Origin of the sequence: Aestuariivirga sp. (assembly GCF_046093005.1) — a bacterium.
Taxonomy (GTDB): domain Bacteria; phylum Pseudomonadota; class Alphaproteobacteria; order Rhizobiales; family Aestuariivirgaceae; genus Aestuariivirga.
This window is the reverse complement of the sequence record NZ_JBJTER010000056.1, coordinates 42,018-66,692: the sequence shown is the minus strand read 5'-3', so window position 1 is coordinate 66,692 and position 24,675 is coordinate 42,018. Positions and strand designations below refer to the sequence as shown.

20 protein-coding genes and 1 tRNA gene are annotated in these 24,675 nt (G+C 66.2%); 7 read left to right on the top strand and 14 right to left on the bottom strand.

Annotated elements, in window-relative coordinates:
* Window positions 1–2: 2 nt before the first annotated feature.
* On the bottom strand, window positions 3–1,028 hold the full coding sequence (locus ACKOED_RS04665) for an Ldh family oxidoreductase (RefSeq protein WP_408915410.1): 1,026 nt from the start codon (window positions 1,026–1,028) through the stop codon (window positions 3–5).
* A complete protein-coding gene (gene denD, locus ACKOED_RS04660) occupies window positions 1,028–2,008 on the bottom strand; it encodes a D-erythronate dehydrogenase (RefSeq protein WP_408915409.1) in 981 nt (326 codons plus the stop codon). The genes ACKOED_RS04665 and denD overlap by 1 nt, the downstream gene beginning before the upstream one ends.
* Before the next feature lie 248 nt (window positions 2,009–2,256).
* On the opposite strand from denD, the gene ACKOED_RS04655 reads away from it, so the two are divergent.
* Window positions 2,257–2,868: a L,D-transpeptidase gene (locus ACKOED_RS04655; RefSeq protein WP_408915408.1), complete on the top strand. Its 612-nt coding sequence runs from the start codon at window positions 2,257–2,259 to the stop codon at window positions 2,866–2,868.
* Entirely contained in the window at window positions 2,869–3,312 is a 444-nt protein-coding gene (locus tag ACKOED_RS04650; RefSeq protein WP_408915407.1) for a hypothetical protein, read from the top strand.
* Between the two features lie 49 nt (window positions 3,313–3,361).
* Here ACKOED_RS04650 and ACKOED_RS04645 read toward each other — a convergent pair whose 3' ends face one another.
* Window positions 3,362–4,339, bottom strand: coding sequence for a LicD family protein (locus ACKOED_RS04645; RefSeq protein WP_408915406.1), 978 nt, complete (start codon window positions 4,337–4,339; stop codon window positions 3,362–3,364).
* A gap of 266 nt (window positions 4,340–4,605) precedes the next feature.
* On the opposite strand from ACKOED_RS04645, the gene ACKOED_RS04640 reads away from it, so the two are divergent.
* Window positions 4,606–5,376, top strand: coding sequence for a hypothetical protein (locus ACKOED_RS04640; protein WP_408915405.1), 771 nt, complete (start codon window positions 4,606–4,608; stop codon window positions 5,374–5,376).
* Between the two features lie 183 nt (window positions 5,377–5,559).
* Here the strand turns inward: ACKOED_RS04640 and ACKOED_RS04635 are convergent, their stop codons facing one another.
* The 3 genes from ACKOED_RS04635 to ACKOED_RS04625 are packed head-to-tail and all read right to left on the bottom strand — an operon-like array spanning window position 5,560 to window position 14,142.
* Window positions 5,560–6,786, bottom strand: a complete 1,227-nt coding sequence (locus ACKOED_RS04635; protein ID WP_408915404.1) for an AGE family epimerase/isomerase — start codon at window positions 6,784–6,786, stop codon at window positions 5,560–5,562.
* Between the two features lie 20 nt (window positions 6,787–6,806).
* Window positions 6,807–8,903: a penicillin-binding protein 1C gene (gene pbpC / locus ACKOED_RS04630; RefSeq protein ID WP_408915403.1), complete on the bottom strand. Its 2,097-nt coding sequence runs from the start codon at window positions 8,901–8,903 to the stop codon at window positions 6,807–6,809.
* A gap of 1 nt (window position 8,904) precedes the next feature.
* Window positions 8,905–14,142 (bottom strand): alpha-2-macroglobulin family protein, encoded by a 5,238-nt coding sequence (locus tag ACKOED_RS04625; protein ID WP_408915402.1) that lies wholly within the window; start codon window positions 14,140–14,142, stop codon window positions 8,905–8,907.
* 304 nt (window positions 14,143–14,446) lie between these two features.
* On the opposite strand from ACKOED_RS04625, the gene leuA reads away from it, so the two are divergent.
* Window positions 14,447–16,114, top strand: a complete 1,668-nt coding sequence (leuA, locus tag ACKOED_RS04620; RefSeq protein ID WP_408915422.1) for a 2-isopropylmalate synthase — start codon at window positions 14,447–14,449, stop codon at window positions 16,112–16,114.
* 73 nt (window positions 16,115–16,187) lie between these two features.
* A tRNA-Lys gene (locus ACKOED_RS04615) sits at window positions 16,188–16,263 on the top strand.
* An 11-nt stretch (window positions 16,264–16,274) separates the two neighbouring features.
* Here the strand turns inward: ACKOED_RS04615 and ACKOED_RS04610 are convergent.
* The 3 genes from ACKOED_RS04610 to ACKOED_RS04600 all read right to left on the bottom strand — a co-directional run bounded on the left by ACKOED_RS04610 (window position 16,275) and on the right by ACKOED_RS04600 (window position 18,784).
* Window positions 16,275–16,622 carry a hypothetical protein gene (locus ACKOED_RS04610; RefSeq protein WP_408915401.1) on the bottom strand — a complete coding sequence of 116 codons (348 nt, stop codon included), beginning with the start codon at window positions 16,620–16,622 and terminating at the stop codon, window positions 16,275–16,277.
* A 124-nt stretch (window positions 16,623–16,746) separates the two neighbouring features.
* On the bottom strand, window positions 16,747–17,793 hold the full coding sequence (locus ACKOED_RS04605; protein ID WP_408915400.1) for a linear amide C-N hydrolase: 1,047 nt from the start codon (window positions 17,791–17,793) through the stop codon (window positions 16,747–16,749).
* Between the two features lie 70 nt (window positions 17,794–17,863).
* Complete coding sequence (locus tag ACKOED_RS04600; protein WP_408915399.1) at window positions 17,864–18,784, bottom strand: 1-phosphofructokinase family hexose kinase; 921 nt, start codon at window positions 18,782–18,784, stop codon at window positions 17,864–17,866.
* Window positions 18,785–18,864: 80 nt separating this feature from the next.
* On the opposite strand from ACKOED_RS04600, the gene ACKOED_RS04595 reads away from it, so the two are divergent.
* Window positions 18,865–19,212, top strand: coding sequence for a winged helix-turn-helix domain-containing protein (locus tag ACKOED_RS04595; protein ID WP_408915398.1), 348 nt, complete (start codon window positions 18,865–18,867; stop codon window positions 19,210–19,212).
* Window positions 19,213–19,236: 24 nt separating this feature from the next.
* Here the strand turns inward: ACKOED_RS04595 and ACKOED_RS04590 are convergent, their stop codons facing one another.
* The 5 genes from ACKOED_RS04590 to ACKOED_RS04570 all read right to left on the bottom strand — a co-directional run bounded on the left by ACKOED_RS04590 (window position 19,237) and on the right by ACKOED_RS04570 (window position 23,943).
* Window positions 19,237–19,506, bottom strand: a complete 270-nt coding sequence (locus tag ACKOED_RS04590) for an usg protein (protein WP_408915397.1) — start codon at window positions 19,504–19,506, stop codon at window positions 19,237–19,239.
* A 128-nt stretch (window positions 19,507–19,634) separates the two neighbouring features.
* Entirely contained in the window at window positions 19,635–20,003 is a 369-nt protein-coding gene (locus ACKOED_RS04585) for a hypothetical protein (protein WP_408915396.1), read from the bottom strand.
* A 7-nt stretch (window positions 20,004–20,010) separates the two neighbouring features.
* Window positions 20,011–21,243, bottom strand: a complete 1,233-nt coding sequence (locus ACKOED_RS04580; protein WP_408915395.1) for an MFS transporter — start codon at window positions 21,241–21,243, stop codon at window positions 20,011–20,013.
* Window positions 21,240–23,045, bottom strand: coding sequence for a DMT family transporter (locus ACKOED_RS04575; RefSeq protein WP_408915394.1), 1,806 nt, complete (start codon window positions 23,043–23,045; stop codon window positions 21,240–21,242). Before ACKOED_RS04575 ends, ACKOED_RS04580 begins: the two co-directional genes overlap by 4 nt.
* A gap of 4 nt (window positions 23,046–23,049) precedes the next feature.
* A complete protein-coding gene (locus ACKOED_RS04570) occupies window positions 23,050–23,943 on the bottom strand; it encodes a DMT family transporter (protein WP_408915393.1) in 894 nt (297 codons plus the stop codon).
* A 96-nt stretch (window positions 23,944–24,039) separates the two neighbouring features.
* Here ACKOED_RS04570 and ACKOED_RS04565 point away from each other — a divergent pair, with 96 nt between their 5' ends.
* Window positions 24,040–24,558, top strand: coding sequence for a tetratricopeptide repeat protein (locus ACKOED_RS04565; protein WP_408915392.1), 519 nt, complete (start codon window positions 24,040–24,042; stop codon window positions 24,556–24,558).
* The last annotated feature ends 117 nt before the right edge of the window (window positions 24,559–24,675 follow it).

Below are 24,675 nucleotides of genomic sequence, written 5' to 3'. Positions count from 1 at the left end.
GATCAGACCGCGAGGCTCACGCCCGCCCGTTCACCAGCCGCCGTGAGTTCCGCGTAAAGGCCATCGGGCAAGGGAATGCCTTGCGCGGCGCGGATGCGGCGGCGCTCCCATTCCGGGCCGCCGGCGGCATAGGTTCCCGGCTGCTCCCTGAAATTCCCGATATAGGCCTGAAGCTTTGCGCCGAACGCCTCAAGCGTCATGAACAGCGTGGGGTCGATGGCCATCACGAAATGCCCGACCTTGGTGTCGCCCAGCGCCAGGCCATCCTGATCGGCGGAGAGCCGCATGCCGCTCAGCATGCCGCCCAGCACCTCGGCAACGCCGGCAAGGGCAGCGCCCTTGTAGCCGAAGTCGGGTCCGCCGGCGGGGGCGAGCGCTGTCGCTTTGTGCGGGTCGGTGACGAAGGCGCCCGTGGCATCGACGGCGACACCGGGCGGCAATTCAAGACCTTCCGTGCGGTAGCGCAGCACCTTGTTCCAGGGAATGGAACTGGTGGCCATGTCGAGCAGGAACGGGTCACCGCCCGGATTGGGCGCGGCGAGCGAAATCGGGCTGGTGCCGTGGATCGGTTTCGAGCCGCCATGCGGCACCACGAAGGCGCCCGAGTTCGCCGTCACGAAACCGATGAAACCGGCATCGGCGGCGGCCAGCGTATAGGCCCCGGCGGCGCCGAAATGGGTTGAGTTGATGACGCTCGCCATGCCGATCCCGCAATCGCGGGCCAGCGCGCAAGCCTCGTCCATGGCGCGGTACATGGCGATGTGGCCGAGCCCGTCATCGGCATCGACCAGCGCCGCCGCCCGCCGCTTGAGGGTGACCGTAACCTTTGGATTGCCCCTGGCCACGCCATTCCGCAGGCAATCAGCATACCAGGGCAGCAGCCGGATGCCGTGGCTGTCCACCCCGTGCAGCGAGGCGTGCAGCATGGCCCAGGTGGCGGCCTCGGCGGAAGGCTGATCCGCCCCCGCCGCTTGCAGCACGGCGTTGGAAAACGCCGCGAGTATGTCTGGCGCTGCGCTGCGCGGCATCAGGCGATCTTGCCGCCCAGCTCATCCTCGATGTGGACGCGGATGATGTCCTCGAAGCTGTTTTCGGCGGCGAAGCCCAGTTCGCGGGCGCGCTTGGCCTCGAAGTTGCGTGGCCAGCCGGCAACGATCTTGATGATGGTTTCGTTGGGCTCGCGGCGGATGCGCGCCACCACCTTTTCGCCGGCCACCTTGCGCAGCGCCGCGATCTGTTCGCCGACCGTGCAGGAAATGCCTGGAAGGGTGAGGTTGCGGCGGTTGCCGAGAAGCGCTGTATCCATGGTGGCCGCGTGCAGCAGGAAACCAGTGGCGGCGCGCGGCGAGGCATGCCAGTGGCGCACATCCTCCGACACCGGCAGCACCGCCTCATGGCCGGCCAGCGGCTCGCGGACGATGTTGGAGAAGAACCCCGAAGCCGCGAGGTTCGGCTTGCCGGGGCGCACGCAGATGGTCGGAAAACGAAGCCCCACGCCATCGAAGAAGCCGCGCCGCGTGTAATCGGCCAGCAGCAATTCGCCGATCGCCTTCTGGGTGCCATAGCTGGTGAGCGGGGTGGTGAAGAAATTGTCCGGAATGGCCTCCGGGAACGGGGCGCCAAACACGGCAATCGAGGAGGTGAAGATCACTTTCGGCTTGTAGCAGCCGCCCGCCTTGCGGATCGCCTCGAAAAGATAGCGCGTGCCGTCGAGATTGATGCGGTAGCCCTTTTCGAAATCGGCTTCCGCCTCGCCCGACACGATGGCGGCGAGGTGGAAGATCACGTCGGGCTTCATCGCCACCAGCTTTTTCGCCTCGCCAGGCGTCGAGAGATCGCCCAGCAGGGTTTCAACCGGGAAGGCTGCGGCCGGTGGTGGCGGCGGCAGGATCACATCATGGCGGATCAGGCTGGTTATCTGCTGAGAACCCAGACGGCCATCCCTGGCCAGCCTGTCGATCAGCTTGACGCCCACCATGCCGCCGCCGCCGATGACCAGAATCTTCATGTCAAATCTCCCATTATGGCCGCGAACATGACGCAAACCGCGGGCCCCGACAAGCGTGCCGGGCACATGGCACACCCCACGCGGGACGGAGGCAAAGGCGGTGCAATCAGTGATTGTTCCGCTGGTGGCGATGCCTATCGGAGACTACGCCGACATTAAAACGGCTCCATTATCGTTAATAAGTACTTAGCGTTTGCCCGGCATTTTGGTAGCAACGCTCCATGACTCGCAGATCAGACGAGAGAAACATGATGCTTTCCCGCCGTTCCGTCCTCGCCGGCGCGTCCGCCGCCGTGGTTGCGGCTCCTCTTTCCGCCGCCGTCCTGGCGCAGAGCAGCGAGGACGACCCGTATCCATTGCCGCCTTTCAATTACAGCAAGATCCCGGAGGCTTTCCGCCCGGCCATTGTCGAGTACACCGGCCGCCAGTGGCCGGGCACCGTCATCGTCGATACCCAGAACCGGCAACTCTACCTCGTTCTGCAGGGCGGCAAAGCGATGCGCTGGGGTTGCGCGGTGGGCAGGGACGGTTTCCGCTGGGCAGGTCTTGCCGACGTGGGGCGCAAGGTGATGTGGCCGCGCTGGACGCCGCCCAAGGAAATGATCGCGCGCAGCCCCGAGAAGGCCAAGTGGGCGAACGGCATGCCGGGCGGCCCGGATAATCCGCTGGGCGCGCGCGCTCTCTATCTCTACCAAAACGGCAACGATACGCTTTACCGTATTCACGGCACCACGGAGCCGATGTCGATCGGGAAAAACGCGTCGTCCGGCTGCATTCGCATGATCAACCAGGATGTTATCGAACTCTACCGCCGCGTTCCCATCGGATCGCGGGTGGTGGTGCTGGCGGAGGGAGTCTGAATGAACATACGCAATTGCCCATTTTCCGCGAGCCTGGCGCTGTCGGTATTGGCTTTTGGCCTCGCCGCCTGCGGTATGGGGGGCTCCTCGCAGCCTGACCTGGCCCCCGCCGCGCCGGTGACCACCGCTCCGGTGGCGCCTGCGCCTTTGCCCGTGGGTCCGTTGTCCGCCGCTGATACGACGCGCGCGCTCTCCGAACGCAAGTTCACTTTCGCGGCGCCGGGCCGCAAAGGCACGGTGTCGTTCTTCCGCGATGGCACCTTCGAATATGACGAAGCCGGCAAGGGCATCGGCACCGGCATCTGGCAGGCGTCCGACGGTAAACTGTGCGAGGCGCGCAACCCCACGAGCTTCCTGCCGAAGGGAACGCCCTCCACCTGCAGCCCGATCTCGTCCGACGGTTCGCGCATCACGGCGGGCAACATGCAGCTGATTCCCATCTGACGCGGCGGAATGGTCGTGCGCTATCAAGCTGAGATGGCAGCGGGACGTTCTATTTTGCGGTGACGTGAAACAAGCGGGAATAAAGCTTCTCGATCAGCTCCAGCCGTTCGTAGCCGAGCCAGTGCCCGACGAAAGCTGGAATGTAGCCAGAGTCCCAGAACGGCAGGTCGTTGACGGCGACAGAAAGCGAACTGCCGCCATATTTGATCTCGACCCATTGCCGGGCGTCAGCCAGGGCCGGAACCTGCATGCCGCCCCATGCGATCATCCTGGTTTCAGGGCCTTCCGGCGTGTCCGCCGGTCCTCTGTAGAGATCGACGCATGGAAACACCGGTGACCTGACGAGCGTGACCTTCCAGTAATCCCCATGGCGGAACAAACGCAGGCCTTGGGCGCTGGCGGCAAGCCGCATGTTTTCGAAATCGCTTTCCATCAGGGCAAGCGACCGGGAACCGAGAATCGAGAAATCGACGTCGTCATCCCACGGGATCGGGCCACCGTGGCGCAGTGCGCCAAGAAGTGAGCCATAGGACAGCGTGAAGTGTATTCCGTGTGCGGATAGAAAACTGCTGGTGGTCCCGGCGAGTTCGGCGAGATCATGCATGATGGCCGGCTTGATGAAGTAGAGCCGGCCGATCAATTCGACACCGGGGACGGTATACACCCCCGTGCCAAGCAGGTAACGCGCGCCCGGCCGCACGGGGCGGGGCTCGAATGGACTTTTGACGCGCAGGAAAACGGTCAGAGCCAGCATCAAGGCAGAAAACAGCAAAACAAGCGCCCACACGGCCCGGCCGGGCAGGACGAGACACAATACAAGGGCGCCCGCCCCGGAAAGCAGCACCGCGCGAATATTGCGGTTTCCGATGCCGAGCAGCGTCACGGGGGCTGCGAGGAAAGCCGCGGCGCCAGGCCAAGCAACGGCCAACGCGGCCGCTGATGTCGACAGCATTCCCGCAAACAGTAGGCCCGCAATCAGCCACGGCAACTCGAACGCAGCCCTATCGGCCGGGGTTGGTCTTGTCATGACGGTTTCTTTGCCAACGACGGCTGGGCTTGTTGAGTGACTGGCGTTGGGCTTTTTTTGGCAAGCCCGATGCGTGAGGTCAACAGCCCGCGCCTGCTCTATTGCCGGTTTCGACGAATTGTGGTCTTTTGCCGAGCTGCTCAGGAGGTAAACCAGGTCATGTGCGCAATGAAGACTTGTGGCCTTACGCCGGGCACGGGGCCGTCCGCTGTGCTGAATCAGCGGCGGCCCGGCGGGCATGGGCATCGTCGGGGATAAGCGGGTCCATGCGGGTAGCTGTGTTCCGGACAGCGGCGGTTGCGGCATTTCTCGTGCCCGTTGTGCAAATCCCGATGCTGATTTGGGCGCGGGAGGCGTTCCTGGACCTGCATCCCGCTTACCTCGCGGACCCGCCCACCATCAGCCGCGCCATCAGCGAGCCGATGGTTGGCGTGCCATTCCACAACACGATCGTGCTGGTCACCGTCTTGCTGGCCGTTGTCATGCCCTTCATCATTGTCTCTTACTGGCGGAGCGCGGCTTTGGCGCGCATCGGCGGCCTGAGGGGCGGGCTCATCCGCTTGGCAATCGGGGTCGCCTGCGTGAGCCAGATCGCCGCGGTCTTTGGCATGAACCTGCTGACCGTCAATACATTGGGCTCCAACGGCGACTTGCACATGCTGGGGAGTTACATCTTTTTCGCGGCCCAGGCGGTGACGATCGCCATCGCCGCCACGCTGTGCCGCGGCCTTTCCGGCCATACTGCCACATCATGGCTGCTGCCTTCGATGCAGCGCTTCCGGTTTCCCATGGGCATGGCGGTGCTCGGGCTTACGCTGGTATATCTCGGGCTGTTCATCGGCAAGGATCACAATAGCCTGTTTTCCGACTACCTTGTGCAGACGGTCTATGTGCAGTGCGAGGTGCTGGTGATCTCCAGCTTCATGCTGTTTCTTGCGACTTACAGTTTCGACCTTTGGTCGCTGGGGCGCCGGGGTGGCGAAATCCGCGCCGCCGAGGCAGGGCAGAAGAAGGCGGCGGGCAGCCGGGTCGAGTGAGCCCCCCCGCCTCAGGGCGTCTCGCGCGCTGACCTTGTCGGATGTCTTCACCGAACCGGCATGACGGTTTTGGAAAGCGGTCAGCGCGGTCCCCGCGCTTGATCTCTCCGCTCATGGGGGCGGTAAACTTGAGCTCGATTTTGGCCGAACTCACTTTGCTCCAGACCCCGGTGAGATCGTGGTTCAGTCCGCGGTCAAAACGCTCTGACTGGCCGCCGTCATCAGGCTTCCCGTTGCGGGGTAGAGCGGGATCAGGCAGGCCTGCAGCGCGTGGTAGATGTCAGGCTTGCCGGTGAAGAACAGGTCAACCGGTTTCAGGTCCGGGCCCAGTTCCGGGAACCAGCCGCCATTGGCGGGATCGATCAGGTGGCTGGCGGCGAAATCCCAGCTCTTGCGGTACCAGGTTTCATGGAACTCACCGGGGCTGAGCGCGTTGAGGAAGGCGGCGGCGCCGATCGCTTCCGTCACCGGCCACCAGATCTTGTGGGTGATGGCCGGGCGGTTGTCGAAGTCCAGCGTGTAGTGAAAGCCGCCTGAAGCCTTGTCCCAGCCCTTGTCCACGGCACTGCGGAACAGCCGGTGCGCGGCATCGATGAAGGCGGGCTCGCGGCGGCCATCCAGCACCCAGAGTTGGGCCATGAGCCGTGACCATTCAAGCCAGTGGCCCGGCGTGGTGCCCGCCGGCCGGAACATATCGGAGCCCTTGTAGGATTTGTCGATCCGCCATTGCGAGTCGAAATGCTCGGCCACCGCATAATCAAGCGAGGCGGCGTGATGCAGAATGATCAACCGCGCGATGCTTTTCGCCTTGTCGAGATAGCCCCGATCATGCGTGGCCTCGAAGGCGGCCATCAGCGCCTCGGTCAAATGCATGTTGGAATTCTGGCCGCGGTAGCCGGAGATCTTCGCCCAGTCGCGCGCATATTCCTCCGACACCGCGCCAGGGTCCGCTTCCCAGAAACGGGAGTCAATGACCTGCGTGATGTCGGCCAGCATGTCCTTCGCAAGCGGGTGGCCCAGCATCAGCGCATCCGATGCGGCGAGCAGCACGAAGGCATGGCCATAGGCCTGTTTGGAATCGTCGCGGTAGCCATTGTCGTCAAGCGACCAGCAATAGCCGCCATGGGTTTGGTCGCGGTGGCGGTCCCAGAGATAGCGCATGCCATGGTCGACGATGTTCTCGGCGCCCGGCCGGCCAAGTTTCGCGGCGATCGCGAAGCAATGCACCATGCGCGCCGTGGCGTGAATCTGGCGGAGATTGCCCATGGGCTTTCCCGCCGCATCGAGATCGAAGAAGCCGCCCTTTGGGTTCACGGCATTGTGCTGGTAAAGGCTGAACAGCGCGTCCGCCTGGTCCATCAGCCAGCGGCGGTGATAGGGGCGGGCGGTCCACGGCGTGCTGTCGGCCATGATTTTCTCCATTCGAATGCTCACTCGACGCGCACCCGGGCGCTGGCGCTCTTGCCCCTGGCGTCGATCACCGAGAGCTTCGCGAAGCCTTTGGGCGGCTGTTCCCAGAAGCTGTCGCGGCGGAATTCGCGCTCGGCCACGGGAACGCCATCGGCGAGCCAGGTGAAGGGGGGCGTGCCGCCATTGACCTTGAGGCTCAGCGCCGGGGCGGCATGCCCCGTGAGATCGATGCGCGCGCCGTCGGGTGGAAAGGCAATGGCCGGCGGCGCCTCGCCGCTGGCGCGTTCGGCAACTTCCGGCAGGGCCCTGGGCCGGAAACGCTGCAGCGCGGCGGGAAGTTCGGATGTGGTGGCGATCAGGGTTCCTGGCGGGGCAGGGCCGATGGGCTTGCGGGCCATACCCAGCCGCTGGAAAGCTTCAAACAGGATCGGGGCGGCGGCGAGCCGTCCGACCACGCCCGGAACCGCGGCGCCGTCCGGGCGGCCTACCCACACCGCGATGGTGCTGGCGCCGTCATAACCGATGGCCCAGGCATCGCGGTAGCCATAGGAGGTGCCGGTCTTGAAGGCGATCTGGCCACCCAGCGCGTTGGGTGGCGTGGGCGCCCCCTTCAGCACATCGGCGATCATCCAGGCTGCCTGCGGTTCCAGCAGGCGTCTCAGGGACTTGTCTTGCGCGATCCGGCCAGGCTGCCAGGCAAGCGCCACCGGCCTGCCGTTGCGGGCCAGCGCCACATAGAGCTGGGCGAGATCGACAAGCCGGACGCCGGCGCCCCCCAGCCCCACCGCGAGGCCGGGGCCGGCGTTGGCCGGCAGCCTGAGCTTGACCCCGGCATTAACGAGCCGTGCCGCCAGCCGGTCCGGCCCCACCTCATCCAGCACCTGCAGCGCCGGCACGTTGAGCGATTGCTGGAGCGCGGTGCGCACGCTGACCGTGCCGTGGAAGGTATCGTCGAAATTCTCCGGCGCATAGGCGCCATAGCGCACGGCGCGGTCATCGATCAGAGTTTCGGGATGGACGATGCCATCCTCGAAGGCCAGCCCGTAGATGAAAGGCTTCAGCGCCGAGCCGGGCGAACGCAGCGCCAGCGCGAGATCGAGCTGACCGGCGCGCTGGCTGTCAAAATAGCCGGTGCCGCCGATATGGGCGCGCACCGCGCCGGTGGCGTTATCCACGACGATAATGGCGGCGGCGACGCCGGAGCCGATGGCCAGCGCGCGCTCGCGCGCCAGTGTCTCGAGCGACTGCTGCAGATCGCGTGAGAGGGTGGTTGTGATCACGCTGCCTGGCGGTGCTGGTCTGGCCAGACGTTCGGCCAGATGCGGGCTGAGCATGGGAAAAGCGAGGCGGCCTTGCGGCGCCTCCTCGGCGGTGGCCGCCGCGGCCTGATCGGCGTTGATCACCCCTTGCGCGGCGAGCCTGGCGATGACCCGGTTGCGGGCCTCTGCGGCGCGGGCGGGAAAGCGGTCCGGCCGCCGGGTTTCGGGGGCTTGCGGCAGGGCGGCGAGCAGGGCGCTCTCGGCGGTCGAAAGGCGCTTCGGCTCCTTGCCAAAATAGGCAAGCGTTGCCGCCCTGATCCCCTCGACATTGCCGCCATAAGGCGCCAGCGCCAGGTAGAGATCGAGGATCTGCTGTTTGCTTAAGGCGCGCTCCAGCTGAATGGCGCGGATCATCTCGGCGAATTTTGCCGAAAGCCCGCGCTGGGGCCGTGGCTCCAGCAATCGCGCCACCTGCATGGTCAGCGTCGAGCCGCCGGAAACGATGCGGCCATGGCTGACCGCCTGCCAGGCGGCGCGCAGCAGGGCCTTCGGGTCGACGCCGCCATGCGCGTAGAAGCGCTTGTCCTCATAGGCGATGAGCATGGCGAGGAAGCGCGGATCGACCTCCTTCGCGGTGACCGGCAGCCGCCAGTAGCCGTCCCTGGTGATGAAGGGGCGGAGCAGGCGGCCCTCGGCATCGGTCACCAGGGTCGAGTAGGTGATGGCTTGCCCGAGCGGCGGCGGCCCGAGGCGTTTCAGCGTCTCGGTGAGCGCGAAGCCCGCCGCATTGACGGCGAGCAACGCCACCAGCGCCACCGCATAGAGGCGCAACGGCCAGCTCACGCGCGCCGCGGCCATGTCAGGGCGCCGTCACCGTGACCGAGCCGGTGACGGTGCGGGCGTTGAGCTGCGGACGGTACATGTCTTCCACCATGGCGCCGGGATGGGTGAAATCCCCCGGCGTCACCGCGCGCAGCACATAAGCCAGCCGGGCGGTGGAATTGTTGAAGCTCGCCACGAAGCGGTCATCACGGAATTCCGTGTATCCGGCCCAGGTGGTGTCGGTGAGCCAGGGGAAGCTGGTGGGGGTCCCCGAGGCCACCAGCGCCGGGTTTTCGATCTCGAAGCCGGCGGGCAGCGGATCGACCAGCAGGAAGGTGCCGGTTTCTGGATCGCCCTCTGCTTTGGCCACGGTGAGCACCGCAACGAGCCGGGTGTTCTGCGCCACTGTGCTGATGTCGGCGGGCTGGCCATCGGTGGTGAAGTATTCCCGCGTCAGGGTGAGCCCGTTGCTTGCCGCCGGTTCCGGCACCAGCGGCGAGCCCAAAACCGCCGCGACGGCCTTCAGCGTTTCGCCGCCAAGGTTGCGGACCTTGATGTCGCCCGTGACCGCCGTTTCGCGCCACACGCGGTTGAGGGCGCCGTCATGGCTCTCGCCGTTGACATCGAGGCGTATGCCCTTGGCCTTTTCTTTGACCGCGGCCGCCGCCAGCACCATCCAGGCCATATCCTGGGTCGAGGCGTAGGTTGAGCGTGACCGTTCCACCTCGATGGCGCTCATCGCGGTTTCAATCACCGGTGGCGCCGCGTTTGCGGCGGTGGCCAGCGCGAGGATCGCCGATGCATCGCGCAGCGTCGAGCCGAAATCGGCGCGCCAGACGTTGCCGGGCGGGGCCTCGACATTGTCGGCGAGCGCGTCAATGGCGCCGTCGAATGCCGCGCCGGCCCGGTCATTGTCGCCCAAGAGGCTCAGGGCCGCGCCGATCTGGGCGCGGGCCAGCGGCGTGCCGAAATCAGCCAACCGTGTATCAGCGAGATATTTGAGGTCACCAGCCGGGGCGCGGCCCGCGCGGGCCAGCACATAGAGGGCATAGGCCATGTCCTGGCCGCCGCCCGGCTCGATGTCCGGCGCGTTGCCCACCATGTTGCGGATGAAATCGAGCGCGCCGACGAGTGTATCCTCCGGCACCGCATAGCCCTGTTCGCGGGCGCGGAGCAGGAAGTCCGTCACATAGGCGGTGAGCCACAGGCCGGCGTCGTCGCCATAGGCAGACCACATGCCGAAGGAGCCGGCACCCGTCTGGCGGTTGGCGAGCCGCGACACCGCCTCCTGCAGGCGGGCGCGGAGGTCGGCGCCGATGTCATCGGGGCTGATGCCGATGTCGCTCAGATAGAGCAGCGGCAGGGCGCGGCTCACCGTCTGTTCGGAACAGCCATAAGGATAGCGGTCGAGATCCTTGACCAGGCCCGCAGCATCGATCTGGGGCAGCGGACTCACCGAGAGCGCCAATGCGCCGGTGCCGGGCACCATGCCCTCAAACACATCCTTGCCGATGGTCAGGCTGCCGTTCTTGGCGGCGAGCGCCAGCGTGCTCCGCCGGGTAACCACCGGATTGCCGGGGGTAACCCCCAGCACCAGGCGCTGGTCGAGTAGCAGGTCTCCCGGTCCCTTGAGGGTCGCTACGATGCTGGTGGTCCCCCGCCCGGTTGCGGTCACCGGCACGCTTACCGTGGCGCGGGCTCCCGCCTCGCCAAGCTTGACTGTCTGGATCACGTCTTCGCGCGCCGCGGTGAGCGGGCCATAGATCGAGACGCCCAGTGTGTAGTCGCCGGAGGGGCCTTCAGCATTGACCAGATCGAAACGCAGGCTCGCGGAGTCGCCGACGCTGAGGAAGCGTGGCAGGGTCGCCGCCACCACCACCGGGTCGCGGGCGATGACGTCCGCCGCGGCATGGCCGAGCTTGTCCTTGCTCCAGGCCACCGCCATGACGCGGATGGTGCCGTTGAAGGCCGGGATGTCGAAATCGACGCTGGCCGTACCGTCGGCTCCTACCTTGACGATGCCGGAATAGAGACTGAGCGGCTTCTGGGCCGGCGGAGGCGCGTTGAACAGGGCGCCGCCATCGCCGCCGGAGCGCAGCTTGCCGCGCTCGCCCTGCATGCCGTCGATCAGCTGACCGTAGATGTCGCGCAGTTCCGCCGACAGCCGGCGCTGGCCGAAGTAGAAATTCTCCGGCGCCGGCGGATCATAGCGGGTGAGGTTGAGAATGCCGACATCGACGGCCGCCACGGTGATGAACGCCTCCTCGCCAGGCGCCAGGTTGCCGATCTTCACTGGCACGGTGAGGCGGCTTCGCGGCTTGATTTTCTCCGGCGTGTCGAGCGCCACGGAAAGCGTGCGCCTGGCGCGGTCGATGCCGAACCAGGCAAGCCCCATGGCGCGGGCTGGCATGCGCCGCGCTTCCACATCCATCGGCCGGTAGAGGCTGGCCAGCACATAGGCGCCGGTACCCCAGCTCTCGCCCACCGTGAAGGGCACGCTGAGGCCACCTTCGGGCACATCGACGAAACGGGTTGCGAGCACGGTTTCGCCCACCACCTGCACCATCGCTTTGCCGGCATAGCGCGCCTCAATGTTGACGGTCACCGTGTCACCCGCCGCAACATCGGTCTTGTCGAGCGCTACTTTCAGGGTATCCGGCGTATCTGCCTTCGCGGAGGCGCCGGTATAGGAGCCTGACGAGAAATCGATCGAGGCCGGCGTGATGCCAGGCGCTGAAATCTCGAGGCGGTATTCGCCCCATGACAGTGTTTGTGAGAAGGCCGCCGGCTGATCGCCCGCCAGATCGAACGAGCCGTTGCCGATCCTGGAGGTCCGTGTGATGGCCTCCCAGCGCCATTGACCGTTGGTGTTGAACCACTGCCAGTCGCGCACCAGGCGCTTCAGCGTCCAGCTGGCGCCCTTGAGCGGCACGAGGTTGCCATCGGGATCGACGGCGATGATGCTGAACAGCGAGGGCTGGCCCTCGGGGGCTGCGCCGTCCTCGAACATCGGCCGGATGCCAATCATCGGCTGACCAGCGACGATGGGCAGGCTGACATTGCGTTCCACGGCGCGGCCGCCGGGCTCGCGCAGGCGCACCGCCACATCGGCCTTGAGCGGTCTCGTTGTGACCGGAAGCTCCGGCAGCGCGAGCGCGATCTCGGCGCGGCCGTTGATGTCGGTCAACGGCAGGTCACTGGCAACGACCTGGATGATGTCCGGCTGCTCGTCCATCAGGCCGAAGCGGAAATCCTTCCAGGCGGGGAAGGGGCGGGGATCAGGCGTGATGGCCATGTTGGCTTCGATCGCCAGGCCGGCACCCGGCGCGCCGAACAGGTAGCGGCCGTCGAGGCTGAGCAGGATGCCGTTCTCGGGCGTGGCGCGCGGCGTCTTGGCCGTGAGGTCGAACTCGATCCGGTCGGGGATATAGTCCTCGACCAGGAAGGAGGTTTCGCCCACAGGTTCGCCGTTGGGATCGGTCAGCGCCTTGATCCGCCAGGTGCCACCCTGTGCGCCCTCCGGGATCTCGAAATCATGCGTATAGCCGCCAGCTCCCTGGTCGGTCAGCGTGACGGCGGCGAAGCGCACGCCATCCGGCCGCTCGATGCGCAGCGTGAGCGGCAGTCCGGTCATGGCGACGGCCTTGTCATCGCGCAGCAGCACGCTGGCGTGCACGGTTTCCCCGCGGCGGTAGACGCCGCGTTCGGCATAGACGAAGGCGTCGACCGGGCCGGGCGCGGCGCGGCCTTCAACACCGCGGTCGGTCAGGTCGAAGGGAGGCTGCTGCAGATCGATGAAGCTGTAGCCCTCAGCCTCCGATTGCGCCACGACGAGGCCGGGGCCTGCGCCGCCGTCGCCCTTGAGCAGGCCGGGGTCGAAGCGTACGGCGCCGTCGCCGTCAGGCTTGGCGGTGGCGAGCACTTCGTTGTTGCGGGCGATGAGCCGCACCTCCGCCGCGGTGACGGGGAGGGCGGTCGCCAGCGAGCGCAGGGTGACCTGCAGGCCATCCTTGCCACGCAAGGTGGCGATGCCGAGGTCCGAGGCCACGAACCACTGGGTGGCGATCGCTTCATATTCCTCGCTCTGTCGCCGGGCAGGGGCCGCGGTCATCACATAAAGGCCGGGCCCCAGCCTGCCCACCGCCTCGTCCACAGGAACGGCGATGGTCGCATCCTCATTTACCGGCGAGGGCGTTTCAACGGTGCCCTGCCAGACCAGCTGGCCCTTTTCGCGGGCAATCTCGGCGGCCTGGTATCCGGAGATCTGGCCGCGGAAATCGAAACCCATCACGCTGCCGATCAGGTTGCGGTCGCCAATCCGGTAGAGCGCCAGCTTCGCTTCGCGGCTGTTGACAGAGATCAGCGGAACGCCGGTCTGGCCGGTCAGCGGCAGCACATAGGCATTGGACGCGAAACGCACCGAGGGGTTACGGTCCCGCACATAGAATTCGAAGCTGGCATCCCTGACGGTGACATCGTCGATGGCGGCGGGCAGGCCCTTGCGGACGGTGATCCGGTAGCGCTCGCCGAAAGCCAACCCTTCGACGCAGAGCCTGGTTCCCTCCGCGGTGACGGCAGCGACCGGCCCCGGCTCCTGGGTGAAGAAGCGGCTGAAATCGGAAACCGTGCGTGACACAGGCTCCGACATTTCAAAACAGGCGCGCGGCGGCACCATATCGTTTTCAATGGTATAGTTGGCGACGCGGAAGCCATGGTCGGCGCGCATGGTGTCATAGGCGGAGCGGATCTGCGGATCATCGACCAGCCTGAGGCTTTCCTTGTAGGCGGTCAGTGCCGGACGCCAGATTTCGCGCCCGGCAAAGCCCTGGGCGGCGGCATTGAGGGCGGCAGCCTCCTGCGCCGGCGTTGACAACAGCGTATAGGCCTTGAGGCCGGCGCCGATCAGTTTGCCGGGAATGGCATAGCCATCGGACTCGTTAAGAGGCGTCGCGGCGGCAAGCTGCTGGGCGAGGTCGAGCCACAGGCTGCCGTCGGTCGGGCGCCGGGTGAGCAGTTGCTCGAGCGAAGCGGCGGCCAGCCTGGCGTTGCCCGCCGCCTTGGCGGCCGCGATGTCGCCATCGATTTCGGTGTCGCTGCGCGTTACCTCGCGGGAGAGCCGGGCAAGCTCACCCTCATAGTCGCTGATATAGTAACTGAACTGATCGACCGGAAACGGCTTGGCGGCCTCAGCCGGGTGAACCGTGGCAAGCAGAAAACCGAACAGCAGCAGGAGGCCTGAGACCGACCTGTCGAACATTAAGCGGTGAAAGGTCATCGAGGCCTCCGGCGATGGGTCTTCATCTGCGGCAAGGCTCAACCGCCGCTGGCCATTTGTCAACCGTCAGGGCAGTAGATTCCGCAATCCGGTTGCACCCTGGCCGCCGCTGCTCTATAGAGACTTCATGTCCAAAGCGCGGAACATCCTGTTCGTCCCGGCGGCCCCATCGCTGCCGCCCGCGCTTGGCCGCCTGCTGCTTAGCTGCCCCTGAGGGCCGGCCGGGCTTCTGCCCTGGCGCTCGGGGGAACACGGCGCCAAGCCAGCCAGCCAAGCCAGGACAATCCGGAAGCAACCCGCCATGATGACCTCTCCCCGCGAAAAATACCGTCCCTTCCCGCCCGTCAGTCTGCCGGACCGGCAGTGGCCGAACCGCACCATCACCCGGCCGCCCGTCTGGTGTTCGGTCGATCTGCGCGACGGCAACCAGTCGCTGATCGAGCCGATGGGGCTCGACCGCAAGATGCGCATGGTCGACGCGCTGGTGAACATGGGCTTCAAGGAAATCGAGGTTGGCTTTCCCTCGGCCTCGCAGACCGATTTCGACTTCGTCCGCCATCTGATTGACAACCGCAAGATTCCGGACGGGGTGGCGATCCAGGTTCTCACCCAGTCCCGCGAGGAGCTGATCCGCCGCACCTTCGACAGCCTCAAAGGCGTCAAGAGCGCCATCGTGCATCTCTATAACTCCACCTCGGAATTGCAGCGCCGGGTGGTGTTCAAGCTGGACAAGCCGGGCATCATCGATATTGCGGTCAAGGGCGCCAGCCTGATCAGCCGGCTGGAGCGCGAGCTCGGCATGGAGGATGTGATCCGCCATGAGTATTCGCCGGAAAGCTTCACCGGCACCGAACTCGATTTCGCCAGGGACATCTGCGAGGCGGTGATGGACTGCTATCAGCCCACGCCGCGGAAGAAGCTCATCCTCAACCTCCCGGCCACCGTCGAGATGTCGACGCCCAATGTGCACGCTGATCAGATCGAGTGGTTCTGCCGCAACATCAGGCAGCGTGATTGCCTGACCATCTCGCTCCACCCGCACAATGACCGCGGCTGCGCGGTGGCGGCGACCGAGCTCGGCCTGCTTGCCGGCGCCGACCGTGTGGAGGGCACGCTGTTCGGCAATGGCGAGCGCACCGGCAACGTCGATCTGGTGACGCTGGCGCTCAATCTCTACAGCCAGGGTGTTGATCCCGGCCTCGATTGCTCGAACATCAACGAGCTGGTGCGGATGGCCGAATACTGCAACCAGCTGCCGGTGCATCCGCGCCACCCCTATGCCGGGGAGCTGGTGTTCACGGCTTTCTCCGGCTCGCACCAGGATGCCATCAACAAGGGCTTCAAGGCCATGGCGGCGTCCAACGCGCCGCTCTGGGAGGTGCCCTATCTCCCCATCGACCCGATGGATGTGGGCCGCAGCTATGAGGCGGTGATCCGCATCAATTCGCAATCCGGCAAGGGCGGCATCGCCTATATCCTTGAGAAGGAGCATGGCATCGAGCTGCCGCGCCGCCTGCAGATCGAATTTTCCAAAGTGGTGCAGGCCATCGCCGACGGCGAGGGCGTTGAGGTTCCCGCCGAGCGGCTGTGGAGCGCCTTCGCGGGCGAGTATCTCGACGGCAACGGCCGCTACGGCTTCGTCTCGCACAGTGCGAGCAGCGACCACGGCCAGCAGGACGTGGTGGCCAAGATCACCGCGGACGGCAGCCTGAAAAGCATCCTGGGCCACGGCAATGGCCCCATCGATGGCTTCGTGGACGCGATCCGCAAGGAATCGGGGCTGTCCTTCGACATTGCGGACTACCGCGAGCACGCCATGGGCACGGGCGCCAATGCCTCGGCGGTCGCCTATGTCGAATTGCGGCTGGCGGACGGGACGAGCCTGTTCGGCGTCGGCATCGACAAGAACATCGTGGTGGCGTCTCTGAAGGCGGTGCTGTCCGGCGTCAACAGGGCGCTGAAAAGACAGTAGACAAGCCCGGGCGGGCAAGGTAGGAAGCCCGCAATCGGCCCCGGTTGAACGGGGCCGATCGTCCTTCAAGGGCGGGCGATTAGCTCAGGTGGTAGAGCAGCTGACTCTTAATCAGCGGGTCGAAGGTTCGAGTCCTTCATCGCCCACCAGTTTCAGCCGCTCAGCTGAACTTCTTGACGCATTTGTTGTATTCTTTCCAATAATAGTCGCGCCAGCGCTGGGTGCCGCGCACCGAGCCGCCGACCGCGCCGACGCCCGCGCCGATCGCGGCGCCCGTGCCGACGCCGCTGCCTTTGCCGCCGCTGATCACGCCGCCAAGGATGCCGCCCACAACGGCGCCGCCGATAGCGCCGCCGACGGTGTTGCCGGCGGTGCGTTCATCGGCGCGCTTTTCGGCCCGGCGTTCGCACTTGCGCTGTTCCTGCTTGGTCAGCGTCGCGTGGCTGGTATCGGCCAACAGGCCGGGAGCCGCAAAAAGCGTGAGGCACAACACGAGAACTTTCTTCATCTGGATTCTCTCCAAGCCGTTAATTATTTGGCCACGGCGCGCGATTCCACGCCATCCGCGGCGCGAATAATCCTCCTTGCGCGAAGGCGAGTAAAGGACTTTGTCCGCCGCGGCGCCGGCGTGGTCAGCTCTTCGGCGCGAGGAACTTGAAGGGTTCGGCGGGCGCAAAACCGGCCGAAACTTCGCCCGCCCGCATCGGATCCGCCTGCAGGTCGAGCTTCAGCACCGGAGCGCCGGATTTGAGGTTCAGCTTGTCGAGGTCGACCCAGAACACCGCGGGGTTGTAGGCGCTCTCGAATATATAGCGCCTGGCGTTGAGATCGGAAACCGTCCGCCAGCGGGTGGCGGCGATGTTCGGCAGCTTCGGATCCTGGATGCCAAGCGGCACCGAGATGGCCCGCATCAATGACATGACCGAGGCATTGGCGAGATCCTGGTCGGCGCCCGCCGGCACGGCGTTCAGCATCCAGTTCATGCGCGCGAAGCGGTCTGCCGCGCGGGTTGCGCCGGGCAGGAAGTTGGTGCCGCCCACATTGTCCCAGTATGTGCTGATCGCCAGCTGCTGATCGAAGGGCGGGGAATTGGTCATCACCGTGTATTTCGCGCTGTGATGGATGATCAGCTTGCCGCCGATATATTCGAAGATCGCCGAGTCCCCGGTCTTGTCGGCCAGCGCGAGATGCCCGGTCGCCGCCACGCCATTGGGCAGGATCGGCGCCACGATGGCGAATGGTTCCTTCGAAAGCGCATCCACCGCCTCGGCCACCGTGGCATAATTGTCGAGCACATATTGCAGCCAGGCGCCAACCGAGATCAGCGGTTTTCCGGACGTCTGGGCATCGCCGTAGTCGGTTTCGGCGAGATAGAGCACATTGCCGGCAAGCCCGGCATCATTCATGCCGTCCACCGAGGCCACATTGTAGAAGCCGCTGATCACCGAGCCATATTTGGAGGTCCAGGTGATGGAGTTGCCGCCGACCCCGCCATCGCGCTGCAGGCCGGCCGGGAAAGCCCAGAGATCGGTGCCGGTGTTCTCCGCCCAGTCCATGCTGCGCCCGACATAATAGGCGCCACCGCTGCCGCTATAGACGATGCGCGTGCAGGCATCCGCCACCGGAACCAAGAGTGCAACGCCAGCCAGCGCCAGCAGGGCTGTCAGGGATGTCTTCATCGCCAATCTCCATGAAATGGGTACATGAATGATTTAAGCACGCGGAGGTTTCAGTCGTCCAGAAGCGGGCTCAGCTCATCTGCGCGTATAGCGTGTAGACCGTATCTTTTTTGCATAGCGTTGTCCCGGCATTGCTGGTTGCCGCCGCGCCCGCTGCCATGGCGAGGCGGAAGGCCTTTTCCAGCGGCCAGTCCTGGCTGAGCGCCCAGACCATGGCGCCGAGGAAACTGTCGCCGGCGCCAACCGCCGAGCGCACCGGCACGGCGATGGCCGGAAGCCGGATCACCCCCTCCGGCGCGGCGAGCAGGGCGCCATCGCCGCCCAGCGTCACCGCCACCAGGCGGGCTTTGCGGGAAGACACCAGCGCCTGTGCCGCCCGTGCGATCCCGTCCTGGTCGAGCGCATGGCCGACATGGGTTTCGAGCTCGCTGCGGCTCGGCTTCACCAGGAATAGGCCGCCATGGGCCAGCGCCATCGAGAGCGCCGCGCCCGAGGTGTCCAGCACGAAGGGCAGCGCATGACGCGCCGCCGCCTCTGCCATGCGCACATAGCTGTCGGCGGGGGCGCCGCGCGGCAGGCTGCCGCTGGCCACCACGAAGCCCTGCGTGCGCGCGGCGACCGCAGCCACGCAGCGTTCCACGTCGGCCGCGGTGACCAGCGGGCCTTCGGGCAGGAAGCGGTATTCAAGCCCGGTGGACTGATCCCGCACCATCAGCGCCACCCGTGTCTGGCCGGCGATCGCCACGGGATGGAAGGTCAGCCCTTCCGCCGCCGCGAGCCGGGCGAGGAACGCCCCCATCTCGCCTCCGGCCAGCGCCAGCGCCTCCACCTCCCCGCCCAGCGTGGCGATCACGCGGGCCACATTGATGCCCCCGCCGCCAGGCTCGTAGGTGGCATCGCTGAGCCGCACCTTCTCGGTGGGCTTCACGGCTTCCGCCGCGCCGAAGACGTCGATCGTCGGGTTGAGCGTGATGGTGAGCACCGCCGCCATGCGCCTGTCCTTGCCGCTGTGAACACTGGATTCGGATGTCAGTTTGGCCGATGATATGCGCTTCGGGAAAGAGCGAAAGCATGGCCGACTTGAGCATCCGCATCGATTTCGGGCCGGACCGCCGCGTGGGACCGGGAAAGATCGCGCTGCTGGAGCAGGTGGCGGCGCTCGGCTCGATCTCGGCCGGCGGCCGGGCGATGAACATGTCCTACCGGCGGGCATGGGAACTGATCGACGAGATCAACGCCATGTTCGGGCAGCCGGTTGTGGAGCGGCGCAGCGGCGGGAGCAAGGGCGGCGGCGCCACGCTCACCCCTTTCGGCCTCAGCCTGATTGCGCACTACCGGGCCATGGAACGCGCGGCGGCGGCGGCGGCCGAACCGCATCTTGCGGCGTTGGCCCGTGACACGGCGAGGCGGGACGGTTAAGCGGCGCGCGGCTGGCCGTCCTCTTCAGTGCAGCCGCCACTCGGCGCCGACGTGGCGCAACTCGGCTGGCCCCACGAGGCCGGCGTGCGCAACCCGCACCGAGGCCAGCGGGCCATCGAGGTTGCGCGACCAGAAATCCAGAAACTTGATCAGCCGCGGGAATTGTGGCGCCTTGTCATAGTCCTGCCAGATGTAGATCTGCAGCAGGTTGCGATAGTCCGGCATCTGATAGGTGATCTCGGCGGTGGTCAGGCGCCAGCCATTGAGCTGGTGCGTGAAATCCTTATCGGCCATGTCGCTTCTCCCTCTCGACTCTGACACGGAGGATGCTGCCAAGAGGCGGTGTGGCCGTCAATGGCTGGCGCTCATTAAACTCAACGAAAACAATATTTTAGCAGCCACTCCAGAAGGCTGCTGCCAGTTCAGGGCGCAAGCTGGGCCAGCTTCGCATCGGCCAGCGCGAAGCAGCCGGCGATCACCGGGCTCAACGGCAAGTCGCGGTAGGCGCCGAGCGCGCCTTCCCCGGCGAGCCGTCCGGCCAGGCCTGGCTCATCGCCCGCCACCACCCAGATGAAGGAGAGGCCGCTCTGGCGGATGATCCGCGCGCCGGCGCGTGTCAGGCTGGCGAAGGCCGCGTCGTCGGGCGTGCCGGGCTCGAAGACGACGAGCATCGGGCCGCTGGCTTCGGGTGGCAGAGCGGCGTGGCGCATGACCACGGCCATGCCGGCGGTCCAGATCGCCAGCACCGCCACGAACACCGCGAGCGCCAGGCGATGGCCGGGGAACCGCATGGCCGTTTCAGGCCGCGGCGAAGCGGGCAGCACGCCGCTCGCGGATCGGCAGGTGAACGAGGAAGGCGAAGACACCGAGCGCCACGCTCAGCCACCAAACGATGTCATAGGAGCCATAGGCGTCGTAGAGTCTGCCGCCCAGCCACACGCCGATGAACGACCCCAGCTGATGGCTGACGAACACGAAGCCATAGAGGGTCGCCATGTAGCGGGTGCCGAACATCACCGTCACCAGCCCCATGGTGAGCGGCACGGTTGAAAGCCAGAGCAGGCCCATGGAGATGGTGAAGGCCAGGGTCGTGACATTGCTCACCGGCAGCAGCACGAAACCGGCGATCAGCGCTGAGCGCATGAGATAGATGAAGGCAAGCGGAATGCGCTTCTCATGCTTGCCGCCGATCATGCCGGAGGCATAGGAGCCGATGACGTTGAAGAGGCCGATGAGCCCCAGCGCGATGCCGGCGAACTCCTTCGAAATGCCGTGCTCGGTGAGATAGGCGGGCAGGTGAACGGTGATGAAGGCCAACTGGAAGCCGCAGACGAAGAAGCCGCTGACCAGCAGCAGGTAGGAGCCGTGCCCGAAGGCCATGCCGATGGCCCGGCGCATGGTGAGGTCCGCCTCGCCGGCCGTCACCGGCGCGCCGGAGGTGTTCTGGCTCATCAGCGGGGCGGCGAACACGATGATCAGCAGCGACATGGCGGCCAGCGCCAACAGGGCGTTCTGCCAGCCATAGGCGGCGATCAGCATGGCGCCCAGCGGCGCGAAAATGAACTGCCCCATGGAACCTGACGCGGTGGCGATGCCGAAGGCCCAGCTCCGCCGCTCCGGCGGCACGATGCGGCCCAGCGCCGCCATGACAATCGAGAATGATGAGAAGGCCACGCCGGTTCCCACCAGCAGGCCGCCGCCGACGTTGAACAGAAAGGGCGTCGTCGTGAAGGCCATCATGAGGAGGCCCGCGAAATAGATGACAGCCCCGGCCATCAGCACGCGGGCCGATCCGTAGCGGTCGGCCAGCATGCCGGCAACCGGCGTGGCCAGCCCCCAGACCAGGTTGCTGAGCGCCATGGCGAAGGAGAAGATTTCGCGCGGCCAGCCATGCGCATCCGAAACCGGAACGGTGAAGAAGCCGAAGGAGGAGCGTACCCCGAAATTGACGATGGCGACCATGCAGCCCGCGACCAGCAGCGCGGTCACGGACTGATACCACTGAGGCGGTCTTGTGGCCGGCGCGGTCATGAGGCCTCCATAGCGGGCGGTGGCGCGGTTCTGAAACGCGTTCTCCGCATGCGTGGCCCGAACTGGGCGATGGCCACGCCTAGGATGATCAGGCCGCCGCCCAGCAGCAGGGGCCAGGTGATGCGTTCGCCCAGCAGCAGGACTCCGCCCAGCGCCGCCACCACCGGCTGCACATAGAGGAACATGCCGGCGATCGAGCTTTCCATGTGCGCGAGCGCGTAGTTCCACAGCGCGGTGGACATGAAGGTCGCGAACACCACGACGAAGCCCACCGCCAGCCAGGCGGTGGCATCCATGGCGACAAGCGTTTGCGGCAGGTCAGCGCGCACGAACAGCGGCATCGGCAGCGCCGAGATCGCGATGGCGAGGCAGGCGACCGGCAGGGCGCCGTATTTGCGCGAGGCGGGCCTGATGACCACCGTGTAGATGCCCCAGCCCATGGTCGAAAGGGTGACCAGGAGGAGGCCGAGGAGGGAGACATCGCCCGAAGGCGTCAGCGTGCTGCCCAGCATCAGGGCGGCGGTGCCGAGCAGGGCCACGCAGATGCCGGCCACCAGCCAGGGGGTGAGCCGCTCGCCCGCCAGCAGCACCGCGAACAGCGCGATGAACACCGGCTCAAGCCCAAAGATGAGCCCGGTCCAACTCGCCGGAACGCCCTGCATGCCATAGGCGGCCAGCACCTGATAGCCGAGGTTTCCGGCCAGCGCGGCGATGATGATGCGCAGCCAGTCTGCCCAGGCGATCTGGCGAACGCCAGTCACCAGCACCACCACCGCCGCCAGAAGCCCCGCCGGATAAAGCCGCAGCACCATGGCGGTTTCCGGGGAATAAGCGGTGACGAGATAGCGCATGGCCACCGGCACCAGCCCCCACATGGTGACCGCGAACAGCACGGCGGCCAGCGCCGCCAGCTTGCCGCCCGGCGTGAGGTAGCTGCCGAACTGCGCAATCGCCACACCGGCCAGGATCAGCGCGCCGCCGATGACCATGCCCTGGGTTATGGGTTCGCCCAGCATCATGGCGCCCGCCATGACGCCGATCGGCGGCACCAGATAGAGAAAGGCACCGGCCGCGGCGGCGGGAAGCCTGGCCGCGCCATAGTTCCAGGTGACCATGGTGAGCGCGGTGACGAACACAACGAGATAGGCCATTTCCAGCCACGATCTCAGGTTCATGCCCGCGGCGGTTTCGAGTGTCGCGGGGCGGCCCAGCAGCACCACCAGGGTGAGCGCGGTGATCAGCACTGACAGCGCGGTGGCGGGAAGCGAGCCATATTTCTGCGACAGCGGCTTGCTTGCCACCGCATAGACCGCCCAACAGGTGCCGGAGATAAAGATCATGGCGCAGCCGGTGAGGAACTGGACGGGATCGCCGGTGATGCCGAGGTCGTTCCACACCAGGAACACGATGCCGGCAAAACCGATGACCAGGCCGAGACCGGTGGCCAGCGTGAAGCGTTCGGCGGCGGCCAGCGAGCCGATGAGCGCGATCAGCAAGGGCTGGGTGCCGATGATCAGGCTGCCGGTGCCGGCGTTGATGCGCTCGAAACCGAAGGCCGAGCCCAGATTATAGCCGGTGAAGCCGAGCACCGACACGAACAGCATGCGCGGCCAGTCGGCGCGCTCGATGCGCCAGGCGCGGGTCACCAGCACCACCGGCAGGAACACGATGCCCACCAGCGCATAGCGGATCGCCAGGTGATCGGCCGGGCCCAACGCCAGAGACAGGGAGCGGAAGAACACCGGGCTCACGCCCCACACGATCATGGTGAAGAGCAGGGCGAGGATGGCGGGCGTGGGCATCGCCTCAGCGTCTCGCCAGCCGCGGGCCGAATTGCGCCGCCGCCACGCCCATCAGCATGATCAGCCCGCCGGCCACCACATGGATCGTCACCTGTTCATCAAGCATCAGCGCGCCCGCCGCCACCGCCACCACCGGGATGAGATAGAGAAAGGCGCCGGCCGCACTGCTCGACAGATGCTTGACGCCGTAGTTCCACAGCATGGTGCCGCCAAGCCCGGTGGCGAAGACCAGGAAGCACACTTCCAGCCATTGCGTGAGGTTGAGCCGCATGACCAGCCGCGGCAGCGGCTCGCTGGCCGCGCCGAGCATGATGGGCGCGGCGATCAGCATGGTCATCGCGGTCACCGTGAAGCTGCCGTGGCGGTCGAGGAGCGGCTTGGTGGCGATCGTGTAGATGGCCCAGCCGAGGCAGCAGAGGAAGAGATAGAGAATTCCCCTTGGCGACACCGCATCAGGCGCCGTGGCGGTGATATCCGGCCAGAACAGCACCAGCGCCCCCGCCATGGCGATGGCCACGCCCATCAGCACGTAGCGGGTGAGCTTCTCGCCCAGCAGCAGGGCGGCGAGAATGGCGATCATCAGCGGCTCGACCATGGTGACCAGCGTGCCCACCCCGGCCGGCACCAGCGCGAAGCCGGCATTCACGAACCAGTTGTAGCCCGCCATGCCGGCGATGCCGGCGACGAGAAAACGCGGCCAGTCGCGCCGCGGAATGCGCCAGGTGCCGAGCCAGGCGAGGCCGGCAACGCCGATGACGGTGAGCAGCATGTAGCGCACCGCCAGGGAATTCTCCGGGCTCAGCGACAGCGCCAGGGTGCGCATGAACACCGCCGAACAGCCCCACACCAGCATGGCGGCCGTGAGGGCGAGGATGGCGGGTGTCTTGTGATCGTTCATGAATGATCCGGAGACCCCCATGGGTGCCTGAACCGCACGCCCCGGTCAACAACTGGCTGCTTGCGCGGGGGCCGCCATGGGGCTAGCAGGTCAGCCATGCGTGGCATGCTTACGGTTCTTTCCCTGTTATTGTGGCTTCCGGCGGCGCTTGCCGCGTCGCTGGAGGATAGCCTGCGCCAGGGCGATGAGGCGCTGGCCCGCCGTGACGTGGTGGCGGCGATGACGGCCTATTCGGCGGCGCTCGAGGCCGACCCGCGCAATGTGAAGGCCGCTTATGAGCGGGGCCGCCTGCTGGCGCTGATCGGCGAGCCCAGCAAGGCGGTGGCCGATTTCACCACCGCCATTCTGGGCGATCCTTCCTTCGGCCGCGCCTATGTAGGGCGTGCCGAGGCCAAGCTCGTCCTCAAGGACGGCAAGAGCGCCATCGCTGACTTTGACCAGGCCATTGCGGTAGCGCCCGGCGATTTCGAGGTGCATGTGGCCCGCGCGGCCTTCCGGCTCAAGATCGGCAATCTCGGCGGCGCCCGCGCCGATCTCGAGGCGGCCAGGGCGGTGGCTGACCCTGCCACCGCGGCGCGCATCGGCGAGATGCTGGAGAAACTGGGCGGGGAATAGCGGGCATCCCGATCAATTGCCCGGACGGTCTTTGCCACCGCCCGGGCGTGGATTGGCGGCCGGCGGGTTGTTGCCTTGCGGCGCTGGACAAGCCAATCCCCGTGAGCCTATTGCACA